Source organism: Streptomyces sp. NPDC002671 (genome assembly GCF_053592475.1).
This window is the reverse complement of sequence record NZ_JBSFVU010000014.1, coordinates 39,845-58,921: the sequence shown is the minus strand read 5'-3', so window position 1 is coordinate 58,921 and position 19,077 is coordinate 39,845. Positions and strand designations below refer to the sequence as shown.

Below are 19,077 nucleotides of genomic sequence, written 5' to 3'. Positions count from 1 at the left end.
TGTGCGGCCTGAACGCGCTGGAGGGCGGCACCGGTGCGGGAACACGGCGCGGCCCTCGCGAACATCACCCTAAGGTCGCTACAGAAGGTGCGCATCCTGTGATGAATGGGGCAAATGGGGTGGGTGGGGTGGACGGTGGCCGCAGTCCGGTCGGGGCTTCGTGTTCCGCGGCGGGTAGGGGTGTCGGCGAGGAGGGTGTGATGCCTCTCCCCCGGGCGGCTCGACCCGCGTCTGCGGCAAGATCCGCCGGATGGGACCTAGTCCCCGGGGCAGCCCTCGGACGAGGTGGCGAGCGAGCCGACGGTTGCGGCCAGGGCTGCGAAGCCTTCGCTGCCGAGGGGTTCGAGGAGCCGCTGGCGCAGCGCCCCGGCGAGGGTCCGGGCGGCGGAGGCTGCCACCTCGGCGCCGGCCGCGGTGAGCGCGGCCAGGTTCACCCGGCGGTCCGACGGTGAGGGGTGACGTTCGACGAGGCCGGCCTCGGCAAGTCGGTCGACGACCTTGGTGGTGCCCGCGGTGGAGAACCCGAGCACCCTGGTGAGCTGGTGCATCGGGGCCGCCTGGTTGGGCCTCATGGTCAGGAACCACAGCACCTCGAACGAGGACGGCGCGACCCCCGTCTCGGACTCCACGTCGGTGAGGAGCTCGTCCGTGAGTCGACGGAAGCCGGCGTACAGCGTGTGCCACTGGTCCAGCAGGGCGACATCGCCCGCGGTGCATCCACCCTGTCCGTCGGGTCGCGTCGGCTCCGTCACTCTGATGTGCTCCCGTCATCCCTCAGTGCGCGCGATACGCCTCCACAGGATAATCATTCACATTTACCTCGCCAGCTATCTAATTGCTGGTGTTATATTGACGCTTCAATATTTCCGCGGTGCCACACGGCTCCGCCCCGTTGACCCACCTGGAAGGACCCGTCGTGACCACCGCCGACACCCTGACTGCTCCCGCCGTCCCTACCCGCACCGTCTGGGCCCGCGGGGCCGTCGCGGCCCTCATCGCCGCGGTCCTCAACGTCGTAGTGGCGCTCGCCGCGAAGGCGGTGTTCGACCTCGACTCGCGTTTCATCGGTCTGAAGCCCGTGCCTGTGATCGCGGCCACGCTCATCACGATGCTGGCGGGCACCGGCGTCTTTCTGCTGATACGCCGCTTCGCCGCGCGTCCGGAGCGGATCTTCACCATCGTCGCGGTCGGCTTCGCGGTGCTCAGCGTCGCCTCGCCCCTCAGCCTGCTGGGCGCCTCGCCGTCCTCCCAGCCCGGCGTCAGCGACACCGCCGCCCTGTGCCTGATCCCCCTGCACCTCATCCCCGCCCCCGTCCTGCTGGCGGCACTCACGCGCCGCAAGGCCTGAACCGAAGATCGCCGAGGTGTCGCCTCCGAACGGGCTGTCGCCGACGGCCGGTTCGGGCTCCAGGCCGTGTCCGAAGGCGGCGGCCAGGCGAATGTCACGATCACCGAAAGGCTCTGCGGAACCCCGGCGCGCGCCTCGATGATCCGGCCACGGGCCGCCGAGCTGTGCTAGGGTCTCGGTGTTGCAGTTGTGGTACCCATGAACCTATGTGCGCCTGACGGGAATGCTTCTCCTCAGGCGCATTATTTGTTTTCCGGCGTCTCCGGATGGGGCCTCTGCCTACAGAAGGAGAAGTTCATGGCACAGGGAACCGTGAAGTGGTTCAACTCTGAAAAGGGTTTCGGTTTCATCGCGCAGGACGGCGGCGGTCCCGACGTCTTCGCCCACTACTCGAACATTGCGACCCAGGGCTTCCGTGAGCTCCAGGAGGGCCAGCGGGTCTCCTTCGACGTCACGCAGGGCCAGAAGGGCCCGCAGGCGGAGAACATCCTCCCCGCCTGATCGCCGGACGCGTATCCGCTCACCGGGGTCCGCACCGTCATGGTGCGGACCCCGGTTTGTGCTTTTTCCAGGAAGGCATTTCACTGCATGTCCCGCAGGCCCCAGAAGTCGAACCGGCGTGCCTCGTCACCCCCACCGTCCGCGTCGTCACCAAGAGAGTTCCGGCTGCCGGAAAGCACGACCCCCGCTCTTCCCGCCGTCGAGGACTTCGCCGGTCTGGACATGCCTGCGGGGCTGCTGAAGACCCTCACCGCGCAAGGTGTGACCACCCCGTTCCCCATCCAGGCCGCCACGCTGCCCAACTCGCTCGCCGGCCGTGACCTGCTGGGACGAGGACGCACCGGCTCCGGCAAGACTCTCGCGTTCGGGCTGGCGCTCCTGGCCCGCACGGCCGGACTGCGCGCGGAGCCCAAGGCACCCCTCGCCCTCGTGCTGGTGCCCACCCGTGAGCTCGCCCAGCAGGTGACGGACGCGCTGACCCCCTACGCGACGGCGGTGAACCTCCGGCTCGCCACCGTGGTCGGCGGGCTGTCCATCACCAAGCAGGCCGGTACGCTCCGGCGCGGCGCCGAGGTCCTCGTGGCGACTCCCGGCAGGCTCAACGACCTCGTGGAACGCGGGGACTGCGTGCTCGACCAGGTACGCATCACGGTGCTGGACGAAGCCGACCAGATGACCGACATGGGCTTCCTGCCCCAGATCACCAAGCTGATCCAGCAGGTACGGCCCGACGGACAGCGCCTGCTCTTCTCGGCCACCCTCGATCGAAACATCGACCGCCTGGTGCAGCGGTTCCTGACCGACCCTGTGGTGCACTCCGTGGACCCGTCCGCGGGAGCGGTGACCACCATGGAGCACCACGTGCTCCACGTCCTGGACGAGACCGACAAGAAGGCCGTCACCACGCGCATCGCGGCCCGTGACGGCCGGGTCATCCTCTTCCTCGACACCAAGAGGTCCGCCGACCGGCTCGCCAAGCGGCTCCTGGCGGTCGGTGTCCGCGCGGCGGCACTGCACGGAGGCCGCTCCCAGCCGCAGCGCAACCGCACTCTGGAACAGTTCAAGAACGGCCAGGTCACCGCGCTGGTGGCGACGAACGTCGCGGCCCGGGGCATACACGTCGACGACCTCGACCTCGTGGTGAACGTCGATCCCCCGACCGACCACAAGGACTACCTCCACCGGGGCGGTCGCACAGCCCGCGCCGGCGGTTCCGGCAGCGTGGTCACGCTGGTCCTGCCCGACCAGAAACGGGACGTAACCCGGCTCATGTCGGATGCGGGTATCCGGCCCCGGACGGCCAGCATCAAGTCGAGCGACGCGGAACTGGCCACCATCACCGGCGCCCGCGAGCCTTCCGGCGTGGCCGTCACCATCGAGGTCCCCCAGCCGGCGACACCGACGGCGTCCCGCCCGGACCGGAAGACCGGCACCAAGCCCAGCAGGCGATCCGGCAGCCGAAGCCGAAACGGCGGCGGGGCCAAAGCGGCGACAGGTGCTGCCACCAGGACGGAGAGCCGGGGCTCGGACCGCCGGGCCGCGGCCGGGGCGACAGGGTCTGGTGGAGCGGGCGGCCGCAATTCCGACCGCCAGTCCGCGGCCGGTGCGGCAACCGGGGCCGCCTCCGGCAAGGCTGTCCGCGGGTCCGGCCGACGGGCGGCGGCCGGCGGAGCCACGGGTAGTGCTGTCGGCACCGGAGGCCGCAGCCTCGACCGCCGAGGCGGGCGCCGCGCCTCTGCCACCTGAGCCGCATCAGGCAACGTTGGTCCTGGTGGCGACTTTCGTAGGTGTTCGTCCGGCGGCGGGGCCGGGGCCCGCAGTTCGGGGTCCTTGTGCCTGCCGCCGCGTTCGGCCCACTGCCGACCCGGTGGGGCTTGAGGCTGAGCGGGCCGAACTCGTCCATGCCTCATGGCTGATGCGGCACTAGAGGTCGTTGGCGCCAGGACTCCTGTACGCCGTTGGCGGTCGGCCGAGGAGCTTTTTGAACGCGGCCGTGTAGGCGGCCGGGTTGTCGTAGCCGAGCATGGTCGCGATGCGCGTGACGGGCACGCCAGCGCTGAGGTGCTGCAAGGAGTGCAGGACGCAGGCGCGTTGCCGCCACTGCGAGAAGCTCAGGCCGGTGTCGCGCCGGAACAGGCGGGCGAGGGTGCGTTCGCTGATGCTGAGGGCGGCGCACCAACGTGCGGGCGGCTCATGGATGTCAGGCTTCTGCAGGAACACCTCGCACAGGCCGCGCAGTTGTGGCTCGGACGGCAGCGGCACATCGAGCGGCAGCGGGGCGAGGTTCTTGAGCTCGTGGAGGATGAGGGCGGCGACTGTCGCGTCGCGGCTGTGCTCTGGGTAGCGCGGCTCCATCTCGACGGCTTCCAGGATGAGGGCCCGTAGCAGGGTGGAAACGTCGACGGCTCGGCAGCGGGCGGGAAACCATGGCACCGAAGCGGGCTCGATGTAGAGGCTGCGGGTGCTGACCCCCGTCATGGTGACCTGATGCCTGGTCAGGGGCGGGATCATGACTGCACGGGCGGTGGGAATCGTCCAGCTGCCGTCTGCTGTCTCGACCTGCATGACACCGGTGGCCGCGTACAGGACCTGGGCGCGGCGGTGCTCGTGCCAGACGAGCAGGTGGTCATGTGGGTAGTCGGTGCCGATGGCCAGCACGGCACGATCGAGGTCGTCCACCTCCGCGACCGGGACATTGCGCATGCCGCGAGGTTACGTGGGACCGCGCGGGCTGTCTGCTGCGCGTAGGAAGTCGGCGATTCATCGATTGCCCGCCAAGCCTGGTGATCCATAGCGTTTCACCAGTGCTTACCTCGCTTTCCACTCTCTTGTTGTTCGGGTGCCTGACCGGCATCACGACCGTGCTCTTCGGCTTCGGCGGCGGCTTCATCACGGTCCCCGTCGTCTACGCCGTCCTGAGCGCCACGGCGCGTCCGGGACCGGACGCCATGCACGTCGCGGTGGCAACCTCGGCAGCGGTCATGGTGGTGAATGCCGCGGCGGCGACGCTGGCCCAGTGGCGTCTGGGCCGGCTGCGCCGCGCATACGTCTGGCCGCTGGCGGCGTACATCACGATCGGCGCCGCCGCCGGATCCTTCGCCGCCACATTGATCGGCGGTACGGCGCTGGGTCTGCTGTTCGCCGCCTACCTCCTGGTGACGATCGCCGACAGTCTGTTGCGGAAGGGCTTCCTCTCCGTGGCGCACCAGACGCGTCCCAAGCCCCTTGGTCGGGGCACCGTCACCCTTGGCGGAACGGGCATAGGTCTGGTGGCCGCAGCCCTGGGCGTGGGCGGCAGCGTCATGACGGTCCCACTCCTGCGCCGCAGGGGCCTGCCCATGGCCGAGGCGACCGCCATGGCCAACCCCCTGAGCGTCCCTGTCGCCGTGGCCGGCACCCTCGTCTACGTCCTCGCCCCCACCACACCCACCGGCGCAGGACAGCTCGGTTACGTCGATCTCACCGCGGGCGCCGCCCTGCTCGTCGGGTCGCTGCCCACCATCGCCGTGATGCGGCGAGTCACCGGCCGCGTCCCGGACCGTGTCTACTCGGCCGCGTACATCATCCTGCTCCTGGTCGTCCTGGCCGTGATGGTGGCCACGGGGGTCTGACGCGGCGATCCCAACATCCGGCGTTCCTCGGCGAGGAACGCCGTCGATCGCGCGATCAGTGGCTCACAGCTTCAAGGTGAACCAGGTCGTCTTGCCCTCGTCGGTCGGCCGTACCCCCCAGCTGTCGGCGAGGGTGCGTACCAGGAACAGGCCTCGGCCGGACTCCTCGTCCTCGGAGGTGAGGCGGGGCTGGGGCAGGTGCGGGCTGTGGTCGCTGACCTCGACGGTGAGGTCTGTGGCGGTGTAGCACAGGCGCAGCCCCACGGGGCCCTCGGCGTGTTGAACCGCGTTGGTGAGGGTCTCGGACAGGAGCAGGAGGGCGTCGTCGGCCGGTACCGTGCACTCCCACGAGGCCAGGGTCCGGCGCAGGAAATCACGGCCGTCGGGGACGGAGGACGGGGTCGCGGGCAGCTCGGTGGTGACGGCGGCGAGCGGCGCCGCCGGGAGCTGGGCCAGCAGCAGGGTCACGTCGTCGTTGTGGCCCTCGGCGTCGGGGAGCAGCTCGGACAGCACATGGTCGGCGGCTGCCTCCAGGCCGGTGTCATGCAGGAAGAAGGTGTCCAGGACTGTGGTGAGTTCACCGAGCCGGGCTTCGATGTCGCTGCCGGGTGTCTCGATCAGGCCGTCGGTGTACAGCACGAGTGTCGCGCCGGGAGTGATGTCCGTGCAGGACTGTTCGTACAGGACGTCGCCGACGCCGAGCGGGGCGTTGACCGGCGCGGGCAGTTCCCGGACGCCCTCCCAGGGGCCGACGACGAGGGTCGGCAGATGTCCGGCGGAACAGACCGTGACGGTACCGTCGTCAGGCGCGATGATCAGGTAGCAGCAGGTGACCAGCTGGTCGGGGACGTCCAGGTCGGTGACCACCGTGTCGAGGGCCTGCATCAGCTGGCGGGGCTGCATGCCCGTTTTGGCGAGCGCATGCGCGGCCGAGCGCAGCTGGCCCATCACGGCGGCGGCCTCCAGCCCGCGGCCCATCACGTCACCGATGAGGACCCCGACGCGCCCGGCGCCCAGGGGTATGAGGTCGAACCAGTCGCCGCCGACACCGGCGCCCTGGGTGGCGGGCCGGTAGCGGCTGGCGGTGTCCAGGCCGGGCAGGGCGGGTGGGGTTCCCATGAGGCTGCGCTGCAGGGTGAGGGCGATGTGCTGCTGCTGTTCCAGCAGGGCCGTCAACTCGGCCTCCGCGCGCTTGCGGTCGCTGATGTCGCGGACGATGGCGCACGCGCCGACGACCTTCCCGCTGGTGTCCCTGGTCGGCCACAGTGTGACGTCGATGTCCAGGAACGACCCGTCCTTGGTGACCCGCAGTGTCTCGAAGTGCTCGACCTTCTCCCCGTGCCGCAGCCGTTCCAGCAGTGCCCAGATGTCGTCCTGCAGTTCGGCCGGGGCGAGCAGGGTCACATGCCGGCCGATGACCTCCTCGGCGGTGTATCCGTACAGCCGTGCGGCGGCGGCGTTCCAGTAGGTGATCTCCCCGTCGAGGGTCTTGGCGAGGATGGCATCCTGGGACGACTCCACGAGCGCGGCCAGTTCGTTGATGCGGGCCTCGGCCGCCTTGCGGTCGCTGACGTCGCGCACGGCCGCCGACACCAGCAGACCGTCCGTCGTCTCCATGGGGCTCAGGCTGATTTCGACGGGGAACTCGCTGCCGTTCTTGCGCAGCCCGTGCAGCTCCAGCCCCGCTCCCATGGGGCGCACCTGCCGGTTGGCCGCGTAGCCGTCGCGGTGCCGGGTGTGGTGGTCCCGAAAGCGGTGCGGCACCAGCAACTCGACCGGCCGGCCCAGCAGTTCCTCGCGCCGGTATCCGAAGAGCGCCTCGGTCTGGGCGTTGACCAGTCTGATGATGCCGGTGTCGTCGACGATGACCATGGCGTCCGGCGCCGCTTCCAGAAGTCCGCGGAACCGTTCCTCGGCCGTCGAGGGACCACCCTGAGGTAGCGGGGCGCGGCACCGGCACCGCTCCATGACCGCGGGGTCCGCCGAACGTGTCGGCTCTTCCACGAAAGCATTCATCTCTTACCCCGCCACGTCGCTCGCAATGGTGCGGACATCCCAGCGCAAGTGGCCCGCGACTGCCCTGACTTGTCGCGACATGGATAGGCGATGGCTGAACACGTTCGAACAGTGGGCGAACCGGTCCATAACCCGTCCTCGACTGAACACATGCAGTCACGGGCGGTGCCGTAACCGTCGTAGGTCCGGTCAAAGCCCGCATCATCCTCGACCTCGCTACGCGCGCGTGAGTTCCTGTGAACCCGGTCCCGGCCGTACGGAGTTCACAGCTGCCCCGTGTGGTCGGGAACGTAGGTGTACAGGTCACGGGGAGGCCGCTCATAGCCGGTGGACGGCGGCCTCTCGGGCAGCTCCAGCACCGGTGGCGGCACCTCACGGTAGGGGACGGACGTCAGCAGGTGGGCCATCATGTTCAGCCGCGCACGCCGTTTGTCGTCGCTCTCGACGATGTACCAGGGCGCCTCGGCGATGTCGGTGTGCACCATCATCTCGTCCTTCGCCCGGGAGTACGCCTCCCAATGGGTGATCGACTTCAGGTCCATCGGCGACAGCTTCCAGCGTCGCAGCGGATCCTCCAGGCGGCGTTGGAAGCGCTCCTGCTGCACCGCGTCGCTCACCGAGAACCAGTACTTGCGCAGCAGGATCCCGTCCTCGATCAGCATCCGCTCGAAGACCGGGCACTGGCGCAGGAACAGCTGGTGCTCTTTCTCGGTGCAGAACCCCATGACATGCTCGACCCCGGCCCGGTTGTACCAGGACCGGTCGAAGAGCACGATCTCCCCGGCGGCCGGCAGGTGCTCGACGTACCGCTGGAAGTACCACTGGGTGCGCTCGCGTTCCGTCGGCTTGGGCAGCGCCGCGATCCGGGCGAGACGAGGATTGAGGTACTGGGTGACGCGCTGGATCGCCCCGCCCTTGCCGGCCGCGTCCCGCCCCTCGAAGACGACCACGAGCCGGGCTCCCTCGGCTCGCACCCACTCCTGCAGCTTTACCAATTCCGTCTGCAGGCGCAGAAGTTCGGTCTCGTACGTCTTGCGTGGCAGCTTCGTCGCCTCTTTGTCCGTCATGCGGCACATTCTCTCCCCGGCCCCGCTTCGCGTCCCGCAGCTTCTGACTGCGTCACAAGGTTCGCCGGGTTGGCCGAGCGGTGACGAAGGCCTGCGCCAGCGAACGCTTGTGGGACGCGGCTACGTTCGGCTCTCGATCGACGAGGTGGTCTGGCAGGCAGTCAGACGGAGATGAAGACGTCTTCGTGGGCACCGTCGAGGACAAATCCGTTGTCGAAGTGGACGCGGACGGTCGCGCGGAGGTTCTGCTCCTGGTAGGCGATCCACTCGGGTTCCAGGGAGCCGATCTGCTCTTCGAGCTGCTTCCTGCTCTGCGGGGGCATCTGGACGCCGAAGTCGTCGAGAAGCGCCTTGAGCCGTACGTACTCGCGTACCTCGTGGCTCTGTTCCGGGTGCCGAGGCTCGTCGACCCGCTCGACGGTGCCCTCGGTGCCCGCTGCCAGAGCCAGGGAGCCGGCGACGGTGCCCGTCGCCGCCGCGGAGTCCCCGGCCAGAGCGACCGCCGCGGCCAGCCTGAGGTCCGCCGCCAGCTTCACCCGCTGGCCTACTTCGAATGCCATTGATCCTTCATCTCTCGGTCCGTGTTGGTGCCATTATCAGGGTGGCTGGGCCGCCGAAGACTATGCGTCGCGTGAGGGCACGCGCACCGCCAGCTCGGCTGCGAAGTGCCGGGCTCGTGCACCCCAGTCATGGTCGGTCGTACCGAAGTGCTGGAGGACATCCAGCAGCTCGTGTGCCTCTGAAAGGGTGAACAGCGGCAAGCGCGGCTCCTGCAGCTCCGGCATGCCGTAGATGGAATCAGGAAGTTCGTCCATGCCGGGCGCAACGGGCATCGGCGGCACCGGTTACGGGTGTCGGCCAGTTTCAAGTCGCTCGAAGATCCCCGCGTCGCCCTCAGCCGAGAGAGACCGTATCCGACGCAGGTGCCTCCGTTGGCGCCATGCGGGCAAAGCCGCACTTACCGCCAGGGCGTCACTACCGGCGCGCGAGAACGCGTAGGGTCCTGCCCAGCGGCGGGCTCACGGAACCGCGCAGCACCCCGGCGCCGCGTGCCAGCACCGCGTCCGCGGTGAGCAGTTCGATCTCCACCAGCGCACCCGCGAGCCGTCGGCCAGATGCCGGGGTGAGCGCCGGCAGCTCCCTCGCGGCCGCCAATGCGGCGCGGGCGGTGGTCACCTGGTCTGCCACCAGCTCCTCCAGGGCTGGACCGCCGACACCGGCCGCCAGATCGTCCGCGGTGACCGCGAAACGTTCCATCGTGTCGAGCGGGATGCCCACGTGTCCTTCCCGCACGTCCTCGGCGAGGTCGTTGACGAAATCGAGCCGCTGACTGCCGTCGATGAAGGTCCGGCACGCGGCCCGGTACCGCTGGTCGTCGCCGCCCGGCGCGAGCACTCCGGCGACGAGCATGAAGGCGGGGTACACGTAGGCATCCACATAGGCCTGGTAGTCGGCCTCGGTGGCGAAGCCCGCGAAGTGCAGTTCGGCCGTGGCGGTCGCCAGGTAGGTCTCCACGGTCTCGCGCAGCCGGGGATGGGCGGACACGGTGTGTATGAGCGCACGGAGCAGCGGTGTGTCACTCGTCCCCGTGCGCAGCGCGTCGCGCACCTGCGGCTCCCAGGACGCCCAAGCCGTCTCACGCTGTGCCAGGGGCCCGGTGTCCAGGAGGTTGTCCCCGTGGTGCATCACGGCGGTCGCCGCGACCACGTGCGGAAGCAACTGCGGTGGCAGCAGCACTCTGGCCGCCAGGTACGCAGTGCGCCGGTACCGTCGCACCAGGTGCCGCTGACGGTCGTAGTCCCTACGCAACCCCGGCTCCCGGACACCGGCCGCGTCCAGGCTCTTCGTCCACCCTCGCATGAGCCGATCGTACGGCCTCGACCAGAAGCCGACTGTCCTGCATGCGAACGGCCCCTGGCACCGTCAACGCCCGTGATCTCGGCAGCTATCCGACCTACGACGGCATGCCGCCGGACGGTGTGACCACGCTGGCCCAGCTGGGACTCGGCAAGGTCATCGACGTGCGCACCCCTCGGGAAATCCGGTACGACGGCACCGACAGACTCCCTACCAGCAGGCCACGCTGGGCGACGGCAAGGCGGAGGTACGCATGCGCACCCCGTACCGGGGCATGGTCACCTCCGCCGCCAACCGCGCCGCGCTCGGCGCCGCCATCAGGGACGTCGCGAACGCGAGGAGCTTGGCATACGGCGCCTTAAGAACGACCAGCGGGACTGCAGCAAACGGTCAGTCCGTCGGCAGGCTCTGGAGAGCAGGGCCGTGCGCGGTGGTGCGGCCCGCTTCGCGATGCGGCCGGCGGAACGAGGCGCGGTAGTCCCGGGGCCGTCGGCCTGTGTGCCGGGCGAAGATGGCGCTGAAGGTGCTCGTGTCCGCGTACCCGACGTCGGCGGCGATGCGCCTGACGGTCCTGTCGGTCGTCTCCAACAGATGACGAGCCCGGCGGACCCGAGCGGACTGCAAGTACGCGAGCGGGGTCTGGCCGGCCTCCTCGCCGAAGCGACGCAGCATGGTTCGCGTGCTCACGTGAAACGCTTTGGCGAGGACGGGCAGGTCGTAGCGTGCCCCGAGATTCTGGTCGAGCCACCGCTTCACACCGCGTGAGAACTCACGGCCGACGGTGGGCAGTAGTTCCAGGTCGACGTAGGGAGCCTGGGTGGAGCGTGCGTCGTCGACGAGGGCGATGCGTGCGGTGCTGCGGGCGATGCCGGGGCCGTCGTGCTCACGGATCAGCTGTAGCGCGAAGTCGTACATGGCGCTGAAGGCGGCGGTCGTCGTCACACCGCGATCGGTGACCACCAGGCGCTCGGAGCGCACCTTCACGTTGGCGTATCGACGGGCGAACTGATCCGCGAACAGCCAGGACGTCGTCGCCTCGCGCCCGTCGAGCAGGCCGGCCTCCGCGAGGAGGAAGGCGCCGACACAGATCGACACGACGGCGACACCGGAGGCGGCCTGCGACCGGATCGACGTCACTTCGGGCGTCAGGTTCGCGAGCGTCGCGTCGAGATCGAGTTTCGGCGAAAGCTCGAAACCCGGCACGATCAGGACGTCGACAGGACGCAGTGCCGAGACCTCGATGGCCGAGCCGCCGGACGCGGCCACCCGCCGCCGGGGCGAGACGACACACACCTCGTACGGCGGTCGGTCCGACCCGTGCGCCGCCGCGATGTGATCGGCCATGGTCAGCAGGTCGGGGATCCCGAACACCTCCGAGGCGAAGCAGCCGGGATACGCCAGCACGCCTAGGCGCAGCGGTTTCATGGGCCCTCCGGCTCCCCGCGCAGGTGGCGATATCACCCCGCCATGTGGCGATCTCGCCGCTTCTCGTGGGGGACAGTGTCTCGCGACACTCTCGATCATGACAACGATGCGAACGCGGCGCGACGACCCCTTGGACGACTTCTCCCAGAGAGTTGTCACCGTCGATGGCGTCAGCAAGATCGTGTACGTTGCCGGGACGGGACCCGGCGTCATCCTGATGCCGGAGATGCCGGGCATCAGCCCCGACGTCGCGCGGTTCGCGCGCTGGGTACGCGATGCCGGCTTCCGTGTGTATCTGCCCTCTCTGTTCGGCGTCGACGGTGCCTACCCGACCGCCGAGGCAGGCGAGGCCGTCGCCCGGCGTGCTTGCGTCAGTGCCGAGTTCCGCGCGTTCGCCGGGGGCGGCACCAGCCCCGTCGTGGCGTGGCTGCGCGGCCTCGCCCGTCACGCGCACAGGGAGTGCGGCGGCCTGGGCGTCGGCGCGGTCGGGCTGTGCTTCACCGGCAACTTCGCGCTGACCATGGCGCTGGAACCAGCCGTCATCGCCCCGGTCGTCAATCATCCCTCGCTGCCGCTCGACGACCCCGGGGGCCTGGAGATCGGGGACGAGGACGCGGCGGCCCTGGCCGAACGCATCGGACGAGACGGGGTGAAGGTACTCGCCTACCGCTTCGAGAACGACAGGTGGTGTACGGGTCAGCGGTTCGCGGCCTATCAAGCGTTGCTCGGCGAAGCGTTCGACGGCCGCGTGCTTCCCGCCGACGTGGCGAACACGAACCCTCCGCCCTTCTTCCGCGACGTCGTCGGGTGCGCCCACAGCGTTGTCACGGCACATCTCGTGGACGAGCGGGGTCACCCTACGGTGCGTGCCCGTGACGAGATCATCGCCTTCCTCACGGAGCGGCTCAGAGGGTGACGGGTTCGGGTGTTCGGTGCATGTAGCGGTGCGGCGGCTGTGCCCGTCGCCGTACTGGCCGCTCGGGCGGCCAGGCACAGCGGTCCATAGCCGAATTTCCCTAAACAGTCTGTGGGGAAAGGTGATTTGCGTGCACGAACGCGTGGTTCAGGTCGGCCAGGAGCCTTTCCACGTCGGTCATGAGGGAGCCGTACAGGTGCCATGCGCCGGGCTTGGTGAGGGTGCCCCGGCCGATGAGGCTGGTCATGGTGTCGTGCCAGTCCAGTACCCCGTCGATGGCCTGCCGCAGCCGCTCACGGGGCATCGCGTCGGATGAACCGGTCGGCCCGGATGGTTCGACGAAATCCTGGACGGCCGCTCCCGCCAGCCGCAGGGTCTCGGCATAGCGGTCGAGGAACTCGTGGCCCAGGTGGTGATCGGCATGGCGGTCCAGGGCGCTGTCTGCCAGAGCCCGGGCGATGCCGCGTACCTGGAGAGCGACCCCACGCAAGGCCCGGAATGCCTCACCGGAGGGCACTTCCTTGCGCGGGGTATGGGCCGCACAGCGTGTGTTCCACCGAAGGCTTTCGTCCGCCTGCCGCACTTGTTCCTCGGCATGAACCAGACGTTTGTCCAGGCTGCGGGCACGGTGGAGCCAGCCGTGGGCCCTGGACCTGAGCTGCCGGTGCTCCAGACCGGCTCCCATGTCGCTCAGCAGTGATCCCATGGCATGGGCAAGGTCACGCACGGCGGATGCGGACTCATCCATGTACAGCGGAGGCAGCAGGACGGCGTTCACGACGATGCCCACGACGGCTCCGATGAGGGTCTCCAGGACCGGGGACACGAGGCTGTCCATGGGACCGGTCGTCGTGGCAGTCAGCGCGATGACCGCGGTCGAGGCGATCTGCAGCCGATCATCGGCAGTGCGGCGGGGGCCCGCCAGCACCGCGAGGAGGGCGATGACCACCACAGCGCCCGCAGTCGGCCCCAGCAGCCGGGCAGCCCCGAGAGCAATGGCCAGGCCGGCCACACGCGCTGCCACGCTGTGTACCGCCTTCGTCACGGACTGGTGCACCGTGGAGGCGTTGACCATGAGCAAAGCCGTTGCCACGGCCAGGAAGGGTCGCCCAGCCGGAGCCCAGGGCTCCGAGGCGCCCCACGCGAGCAGGGCCGCGATCAGCGTCTTGGCGCCGCTCACCACATGCCCGGGCTGACGGGCCCGAAGCGCGCGCGTGAGGCGACCTGCCAGCCGTGGCGCCTTCAGTGGAGCAGCCCCCGGCAAAATGGTTGAAAACTGCACGATCTCGATGATGGCACCTTTTATCCCTTTTAATCCTGTGATGTCCACCACGGCTGCTCCGTCACAGGGAGCCGGCACGCACATCGGTACGTGTTGGCACGCATCCTGAGCCCTGTCGTCCGGATGTCGCGTTCCATGGGATGGTCGGCCGTACGTGGATCAGGACCAGGTTGGGGTATTCGGCGGCCGGTCGGGCTGCTGTCGGGCCGTTCAGGCTGCCTCTCCCAGCAGCCCGCACAACTCGTCTTCCAAATCGAGCAGTTGCGATTCCTGACCCCTTGGAACCGTCTGGTAGGTCCGCTCCAGCCATCGCTTCACCGCGGCCAAGGGGGCGCGGAGCAGGGCCTGTCCGTCCGGCACGGACAAGGCCAGGCACAGGACGCGTCGCCGGCCTGCACGGGTCGGCCAGATCCGCACGTCGCCGTCTCCGGACGGCCGGACGGTGCCCATGGCGAGCAGGTCGCGAGCGAACACCCATGTGGTGCTGGTATCGGGGCCGGTGCGGAAATCGACGTAGACGGCATAGGGATCATGCGGGCTGTACCACAGACGGGTCGCTACACCGATGCTGGAGCCCGGTGCGACCACCAGGCGCATCTCGCATTCCTGCTCGACGAAGGTCTCCATGGCGTTGCTTCTCTCGATGTACTACGGGCGGCTGTGCGCCGGTTACTGGCGACAGCGGGTCGAAGCGGCTCCACCGGGGAACGCGGCTCCTGTGGCGGATTGCCGGTTCAACCCGGGGGCGGTGGATGCTGCGGCGCGGTCAGTCACGCGCCTGGCGGTTGCCTTCCAGGTCAGTGAAAACAGCCGTCGACGTTACGGCCGTCCGACCGTGGTCAGGAGAGTACAGACCGTGGTGGGTGTCCCATCGGAGGGAAAGGCCCTGGTGGTCACGCATCCAGTAGACCTGCCCGAGGACCCAGGCGCGGCGAGCCTCGGCGTGGTCACCGTGGTCGTGGTCTCGGACCCAGTGGCGGCGTCCTTCGTGGTGGTGGCCCCGGAATCCGTGGCCGTGGTCGCCGCCGTGGCTCTCGCGGCCCTCGCCCCAGACCTCGCGCCTGTCGTGGTCGTTGGCGTCGGCAAACTGCACGGAATGCGTAACGGCGGCGGCCTTGTCGCCAGCACCATGGTTGGCTGCCGACGCAGGGCCCGCTGCGATGAGGAGCGCGGCCGTTGTGACAGAGGCGGCTGTGAGGGCGGCGCGGCGGGTGATCTTGTGTGCCATGACATTTCCTCCTTGTTCAGGCACTGACGAGGCTACGCCGATGTAGTTGAAGGATGAACTATATTTCGTGTGATGTGCACCATGGGTTGAATATCCGTTTCAGTGGAATTTTTCGGCATGGCCAGTGCGAGGAAGTGGCGGGGTGAGAGGCGGCGGTAGCCGCTCGGTCATGGTCCGCCTCCGCAGAAGCGCCATCTCCAGGGCGCGCAGCGGGAGTTCGGAGCGCGTGTGGTTCGATCAGCGGCATGAGCTCGTCGTCGCGCCCCGCTCACGAATGATCTTCGCGCCTGGCCCGGAAAGACATCGACAGGGAGTCCACTGTTCCGTGCGTGAAGGGGTGCTGTCGCAGACACAGGGGCCCAGAGAGGGCACGAAGCCTCCAGGTCCGAGAGGACGTCGTCGAGCGGATACGACTCGATGCACGCCTCGCGCAGGAAGGCGAGGGCGGGAGTGTCGACATCGATGTTGATCGAGGTGATGTCGAAGCCGACCATGCCGCGCAGACGCGTGCGAAGAGGTCGGCCTCCTTCCGGCATTCGGTCACGGTGCCGGTCGCGTAGTACACACGGGTCGCGCCCATGGCCTCGTACCAGTGGGCGAACTCCCGCAGGAAGGAGATCCGGTCCGCGTCGCTGACCAGACCGGACGGCACCCAGCCTCGACCGGAGGGTGCGAAATCGAGCTCTCAGATCTTCGGACCGTGCGCGGTGAGCAGGACGTCGGGGCGGCAGGCGTGGCCAGGGGAGGGGCGGGGCCCATGGCCGGGCACGGAAAAGGGATGCCTGGGGGCCCACTTCGGGTGTTCACGCAACGTGGGCCCGAGGACGAACCTGATGTGTCGTCGGATCAGGCATCACCAGCGGAGAGCGACGCCGGGAGGCGTGCTGCATCCTCCAGGATCACCTTGCGTATACCCGGTGGACGAACTCCGTGAGCTGGTCGTCGGAGAGATGCTGGGCGATGTCGGTCTCGCTGATCATTCCGACCATTCGTTTGTTCTCGACCACAGGGAGGCGCTTGATCTGGTGGCTCGCCATCTCCTGCAGGGCCTCAGAGATGTCGGAAGCCGCGTCGATCCACCGCGGCGTGCCCTCGCACAGGTCGCCGCACGTCATCCGCGCGGGGTCGTGACCCGAAGCGACGCACTTCACCACGATGTCGCGGTCGGTGATGATGCCGATCATCCGGTCGTGATTGTTGGGGTCGCTGACCGGAAGCGCGCCCACCCCGTGGTCCCGCATCATCTGCGCCGCGCGGTCCAGCGTCTCGTGCTGGGGTATCCACTGGGCACCCGGGTGCATGATGTCCTTCGCAGTCGTCATCGCTCGTCCCTCCATCTGCATCTGCCGCGTCGTCGTGGTGCATATGGGCGTGCGAGCTGGTGGCGGGCCTGGCGCCTCACATGACGGTGCCGGTACGGGCGGATCGCTGAAGCCAGCCACCCCGCCGGGGAATACCGGCTCGTGGGAGTGGATTGCCGCAGCCGTCGGCTGACAAAGGCCGGGCCGTGTCGCCAGACGTTCCCGATGGCGGCGCTGGTGCCGCGCACGCGCACACCCATTGCCCTAGGCAAGGCCTTCAACCATGCTGCACGACGCGCGATGCGCTGTCTTGTTGGCCTTTCAAACGGTGGCAGGACGAGCCGTGCAGTACGTGAGCGGCACGCACGCGGGACGCTGATGACGGAGCCGGCCTTCGTGGCGTTCTGGCGTGCCTGCCGGGCTCAGTCTTCAGCGTCTTCGTAGTGGATGTTGCCGTCCTCGTCGAGCACGGGATGGATGCGGTCGGGGGCATGACCGTTGTCGTCGGACGGACGCGGCCCTTCGGGCCCGTCAGGTCCCCAGCGCAGGAGGCGGCGGGTGCGGGCGATCCGGTAGACGGTGTCCAGGACCTCCAGTTGGTTGACCCGTCCGGTGCGCAGCCGGTCGGCGGCCTCTGCGTACGCGGTCAGCTCCGCATCCGCGGAGCCGGCGTTCTCGGCAACCTCGGTACGGGCGTCGACATGCCGGTCGGCGTCCACAGGGATGAGCCCGCGCTGGCGCGGCTCGAGCCACGTCAGGAAGAAGTCCAGCGTCTTGCGTGCGCCATGCGCACTGGCGTGCGGGCGGCTGACCGGCTGCCACCCAGGGCGGTCTTTCTCTACGACTGTGAACGTCGCGGGCAGCAGCAGGACGTCGGGGTGGGTCTTCAACGCCCGGTGCGATTCGCTGCGTACGGCGTCGGGAAACCGGGAGCCGGTGTAGGCGAAACTGCGCAGCGCCAGCCGTTCCGCGGCCTGAGTGGGGGTGAGCGGCGCGTCCGGGTCCAGGACCAGGCCGTCGTCGATCGCTGCCTCCTTGGTGCCGGGGCTCCAGTCAGGGGCGAGGGGCTCCGGATCGGTCGGGCGTGGCTGCTCGATACCGTTGGCGCCCGCACCGGCGTACTCCTCGGCGCGCACAATCCGGTAGCGCGTTTCGAGCACTTTGAGCTCGTCGACGCGCTCCCTCTCCAGCCGGGCGACCGCCGCCAGCAGCGCACGACGCTCCGCCCTGTCCTGGGCCTCGTCCTTCGCGCGGAACCAGAGCAGCGAATTCAGGCTGTCGCGCGCCATCTGCGGGCAGTTGGCCGACACCGCGACCACCACCCGCCACCGCTGCCCGTCGTCCGCGCTCTGGGCGGCGACACCGAACAGCGGACCGCGGAAGGCCACAGCGCCGGCCTGCACGGCGGCGTCGACTGCGTCGGCCTCCACCGCGGCCTCGACCGGTTCCACCGGAACCCGCACCACCACCGGTCGCACACCGCCTGGCCCTACATCCCCAAGGTCCATGCCCACATCCTGCCGACTACGGCGTGCCCCCGACGCGGATTCCTCCGAATCTGGGCCGATCTGACCGAATCCGGGACGCTCGTGGACTGGGCGGGCTGCCTGCTGCGTCAGGAACCCGGCGCGGTTCTGGAATCGGCCGGGGCGGAAGTGATCGGGGTGCTCGGTGCTACGGGCGTACCGGCGGGGCGTCCACTGCTTCTACCGCCTCGACCAGCGGAGTCAGCTCCGGGTTCTTCGCGGCTTCGTCGAGAGCCTCCCGGAGGGCGGCGTCGTTGGTCGGCCGCGCTTCCTCCAGGAGTTTGAGACCGGTTTGGGTGACGTTGGTGTAGATGCCGCGGCGGTCGGTCGGGCACAGGTACCGGGACAGCAGGCCGCGGTCTTCCAGACGGCTGACGAGGCGGGTGGTGGCGCTCTGGCTGAGAACGACCGCGTCGGCGACCTGCTTCATCTGCAGATGCCCTCCTTCGCCGTCGTGCTGCCGGCTGAGCACGTCGAGCAGCGAGTACTCGCGAACGCTCAGGTCGTGCCGGGACTGCAGGGCGCGCTCGATGTGCGTTTCGATCTTGCCGTGCAGCAGAGACAGGGCGCCCCATCCGTTGGCCAGGGCAGTCAGCGCGGGGTCTGTGGCGGTCATGGGGTGCTGGTCTCCTTCCAGGTGTGTCTGGAGCACAGGATAAGCCATGGTGTCAAATATCGGCTAGGGCCTATATAGAGCTAGCACAAGTAAGTCTGGGCCGTGGGCCGACCCGGCGGCGCCGGAGGATCTGAGCCCAGGGTCCGGCCGCGCAGTGCCCGCGCGAAGCGATGCCGGGCTGTCACCGCGAGGCTGCACTCTTGCCTGCGATTGGGTCCCCTCGATCGTCCTGGGCGTCGGCATACCGCTGACGGAGCCAACGTGCGCGCAATGGCTCGTAGTCGTGTTCGGGGGACAGGACGGGGAAAACCTCGAACATCGCGGCGAGGTTCGCGGCGGCGTCGTGGTACTGGGGTTCGGCCAGGTCGACGTCGGCGAAGAGA

At 68.8% G+C, this 19,077-nt stretch carries 19 protein-coding genes; 6 read left to right on the top strand and 13 right to left on the bottom strand.

What is annotated here, in order from left to right; genetic code table 11:
- Positions 1-257 precede the first annotated feature (257 nt).
- On the bottom strand, positions 258-752 hold the full coding sequence (locus ACWD35_RS22455; RefSeq protein ID WP_451353049.1) for a MarR family winged helix-turn-helix transcriptional regulator: 495 nt from the start codon (positions 750-752) through the stop codon (positions 258-260).
- A gap of 164 nt (positions 753-916) precedes the next feature.
- Here ACWD35_RS22455 and ACWD35_RS22450 point away from each other — a divergent pair, with 164 nt between their 5' ends.
- The 3 genes from ACWD35_RS22450 (at position 917) to ACWD35_RS22440 (ending at position 3,595) form a co-directional block, all read left to right on the top strand.
- Entirely contained in the window at positions 917-1,348 is a 432-nt protein-coding gene (locus ACWD35_RS22450) for a DUF6069 family protein (RefSeq protein ID WP_451353048.1), read from the top strand.
- A 297-nt stretch (positions 1,349-1,645) separates the two neighbouring features.
- Positions 1,646-1,849, top strand: coding sequence for a cold-shock protein (locus ACWD35_RS22445; RefSeq protein WP_055710303.1), 204 nt, complete (start codon positions 1,646-1,648; stop codon positions 1,847-1,849).
- A gap of 87 nt (positions 1,850-1,936) precedes the next feature.
- Entirely contained in the window at positions 1,937-3,595 is a 1,659-nt protein-coding gene (locus ACWD35_RS22440) for a DEAD/DEAH box helicase (RefSeq protein WP_451353047.1), read from the top strand.
- Positions 3,596-3,772: 177 nt separating this feature from the next.
- Here the strand turns inward: ACWD35_RS22440 and ACWD35_RS22435 are convergent, their stop codons facing one another.
- Positions 3,773-4,552, bottom strand: a complete 780-nt coding sequence (locus ACWD35_RS22435) for an AraC family transcriptional regulator (RefSeq protein WP_451353046.1) — start codon at positions 4,550-4,552, stop codon at positions 3,773-3,775.
- Between the two features lie 128 nt (positions 4,553-4,680).
- Between ACWD35_RS22435 and ACWD35_RS22430 the strand changes: the two genes are divergently transcribed.
- Complete coding sequence (locus ACWD35_RS22430; protein WP_451353045.1) at positions 4,681-5,460, top strand: sulfite exporter TauE/SafE family protein; 780 nt, start codon at positions 4,681-4,683, stop codon at positions 5,458-5,460.
- Positions 5,461-5,523: 63 nt separating this feature from the next.
- On the opposite strand, the gene ACWD35_RS22425 is transcribed toward ACWD35_RS22430, so the two are convergent.
- From ACWD35_RS22425 to ACWD35_RS22400, 6 genes are all read right to left on the bottom strand, one after another.
- The gene (locus ACWD35_RS22425; protein WP_451353181.1) at positions 5,524-7,428 is read right to left on the bottom strand and encodes a PAS domain S-box protein; all 1,905 of its coding nucleotides are present in this window, start codon (positions 7,426-7,428) and stop codon (positions 5,524-5,526) included.
- A 311-nt stretch (positions 7,429-7,739) separates the two neighbouring features.
- Positions 7,740-8,543, bottom strand: coding sequence for a polyphosphate kinase 2 (ppk2, locus tag ACWD35_RS22420; protein WP_451353044.1), 804 nt, complete (start codon positions 8,541-8,543; stop codon positions 7,740-7,742).
- A 161-nt stretch (positions 8,544-8,704) separates the two neighbouring features.
- Positions 8,705-9,103: a hypothetical protein gene (locus ACWD35_RS22415; RefSeq protein WP_451353043.1), complete on the bottom strand. Its 399-nt coding sequence runs from the start codon at positions 9,101-9,103 to the stop codon at positions 8,705-8,707.
- A 60-nt stretch (positions 9,104-9,163) separates the two neighbouring features.
- The gene (locus ACWD35_RS22410; RefSeq protein ID WP_451353042.1) at positions 9,164-9,376 is read right to left on the bottom strand and encodes a hypothetical protein; all 213 of its coding nucleotides are present in this window, start codon (positions 9,374-9,376) and stop codon (positions 9,164-9,166) included.
- A 142-nt stretch (positions 9,377-9,518) separates the two neighbouring features.
- On the bottom strand, positions 9,519-10,403 hold the full coding sequence (locus ACWD35_RS22405; protein WP_451353041.1) for a squalene/phytoene synthase family protein: 885 nt from the start codon (positions 10,401-10,403) through the stop codon (positions 9,519-9,521).
- Between the two features lie 387 nt (positions 10,404-10,790).
- Complete coding sequence (locus tag ACWD35_RS22400; RefSeq protein WP_451353040.1) at positions 10,791-11,825, bottom strand: GlxA family transcriptional regulator; 1,035 nt, start codon at positions 11,823-11,825, stop codon at positions 10,791-10,793.
- Positions 11,826-11,922: 97 nt separating this feature from the next.
- On the opposite strand from ACWD35_RS22400, the gene ACWD35_RS22395 reads away from it, so the two are divergent.
- The gene (locus ACWD35_RS22395; RefSeq protein ID WP_451353039.1) at positions 11,923-12,741 is read left to right on the top strand and encodes a dienelactone hydrolase family protein; all 819 of its coding nucleotides are present in this window, start codon (positions 11,923-11,925) and stop codon (positions 12,739-12,741) included.
- Between the two features lie 100 nt (positions 12,742-12,841).
- On the opposite strand, the gene ACWD35_RS22390 is transcribed toward ACWD35_RS22395, so the two are convergent.
- Both ACWD35_RS22390 and ACWD35_RS22385 read right to left on the bottom strand, forming a co-directional pair.
- Positions 12,842-14,074 carry an FUSC family protein gene (locus tag ACWD35_RS22390; protein WP_451353038.1) on the bottom strand — a complete coding sequence of 411 codons (1,233 nt, stop codon included), beginning with the start codon at positions 14,072-14,074 and terminating at the stop codon, positions 12,842-12,844.
- A 159-nt stretch (positions 14,075-14,233) separates the two neighbouring features.
- Entirely contained in the window at positions 14,234-14,650 is a 417-nt protein-coding gene (locus ACWD35_RS22385) for an SsgA family sporulation/cell division regulator (protein ID WP_451353037.1), read from the bottom strand.
- On the opposite strand from ACWD35_RS22385, the gene ACWD35_RS22380 reads away from it, so the two are divergent.
- Positions 14,649-15,278 (top strand): hypothetical protein, encoded by a 630-nt coding sequence (locus ACWD35_RS22380; RefSeq protein WP_451353036.1) that lies wholly within the window; start codon positions 14,649-14,651, stop codon positions 15,276-15,278. The two genes, ACWD35_RS22385 and ACWD35_RS22380, sit on opposite strands and share 2 nt — an antisense overlap.
- 872 nt (positions 15,279-16,150) lie before the next feature.
- Here the strand turns inward: ACWD35_RS22380 and ACWD35_RS22375 are convergent.
- The 3 genes from ACWD35_RS22375 to ACWD35_RS22365 form a co-directional block, all read right to left on the bottom strand.
- Positions 16,151-16,573, bottom strand: a complete 423-nt coding sequence (locus tag ACWD35_RS22375) for a CBS domain-containing protein (RefSeq protein ID WP_451353035.1) — start codon at positions 16,571-16,573, stop codon at positions 16,151-16,153.
- Between the two features lie 401 nt (positions 16,574-16,974).
- Positions 16,975-18,003 carry a DUF5954 family protein gene (locus ACWD35_RS22370; RefSeq protein WP_451353034.1) on the bottom strand — a complete coding sequence of 343 codons (1,029 nt, stop codon included), beginning with the start codon at positions 18,001-18,003 and terminating at the stop codon, positions 16,975-16,977.
- Positions 18,004-18,226: 223 nt separating this feature from the next.
- The gene (locus ACWD35_RS22365; RefSeq protein WP_451353033.1) at positions 18,227-18,694 is read right to left on the bottom strand and encodes a MarR family winged helix-turn-helix transcriptional regulator; all 468 of its coding nucleotides are present in this window, start codon (positions 18,692-18,694) and stop codon (positions 18,227-18,229) included.
- Positions 18,695-19,077 lie beyond the last annotated feature (383 nt).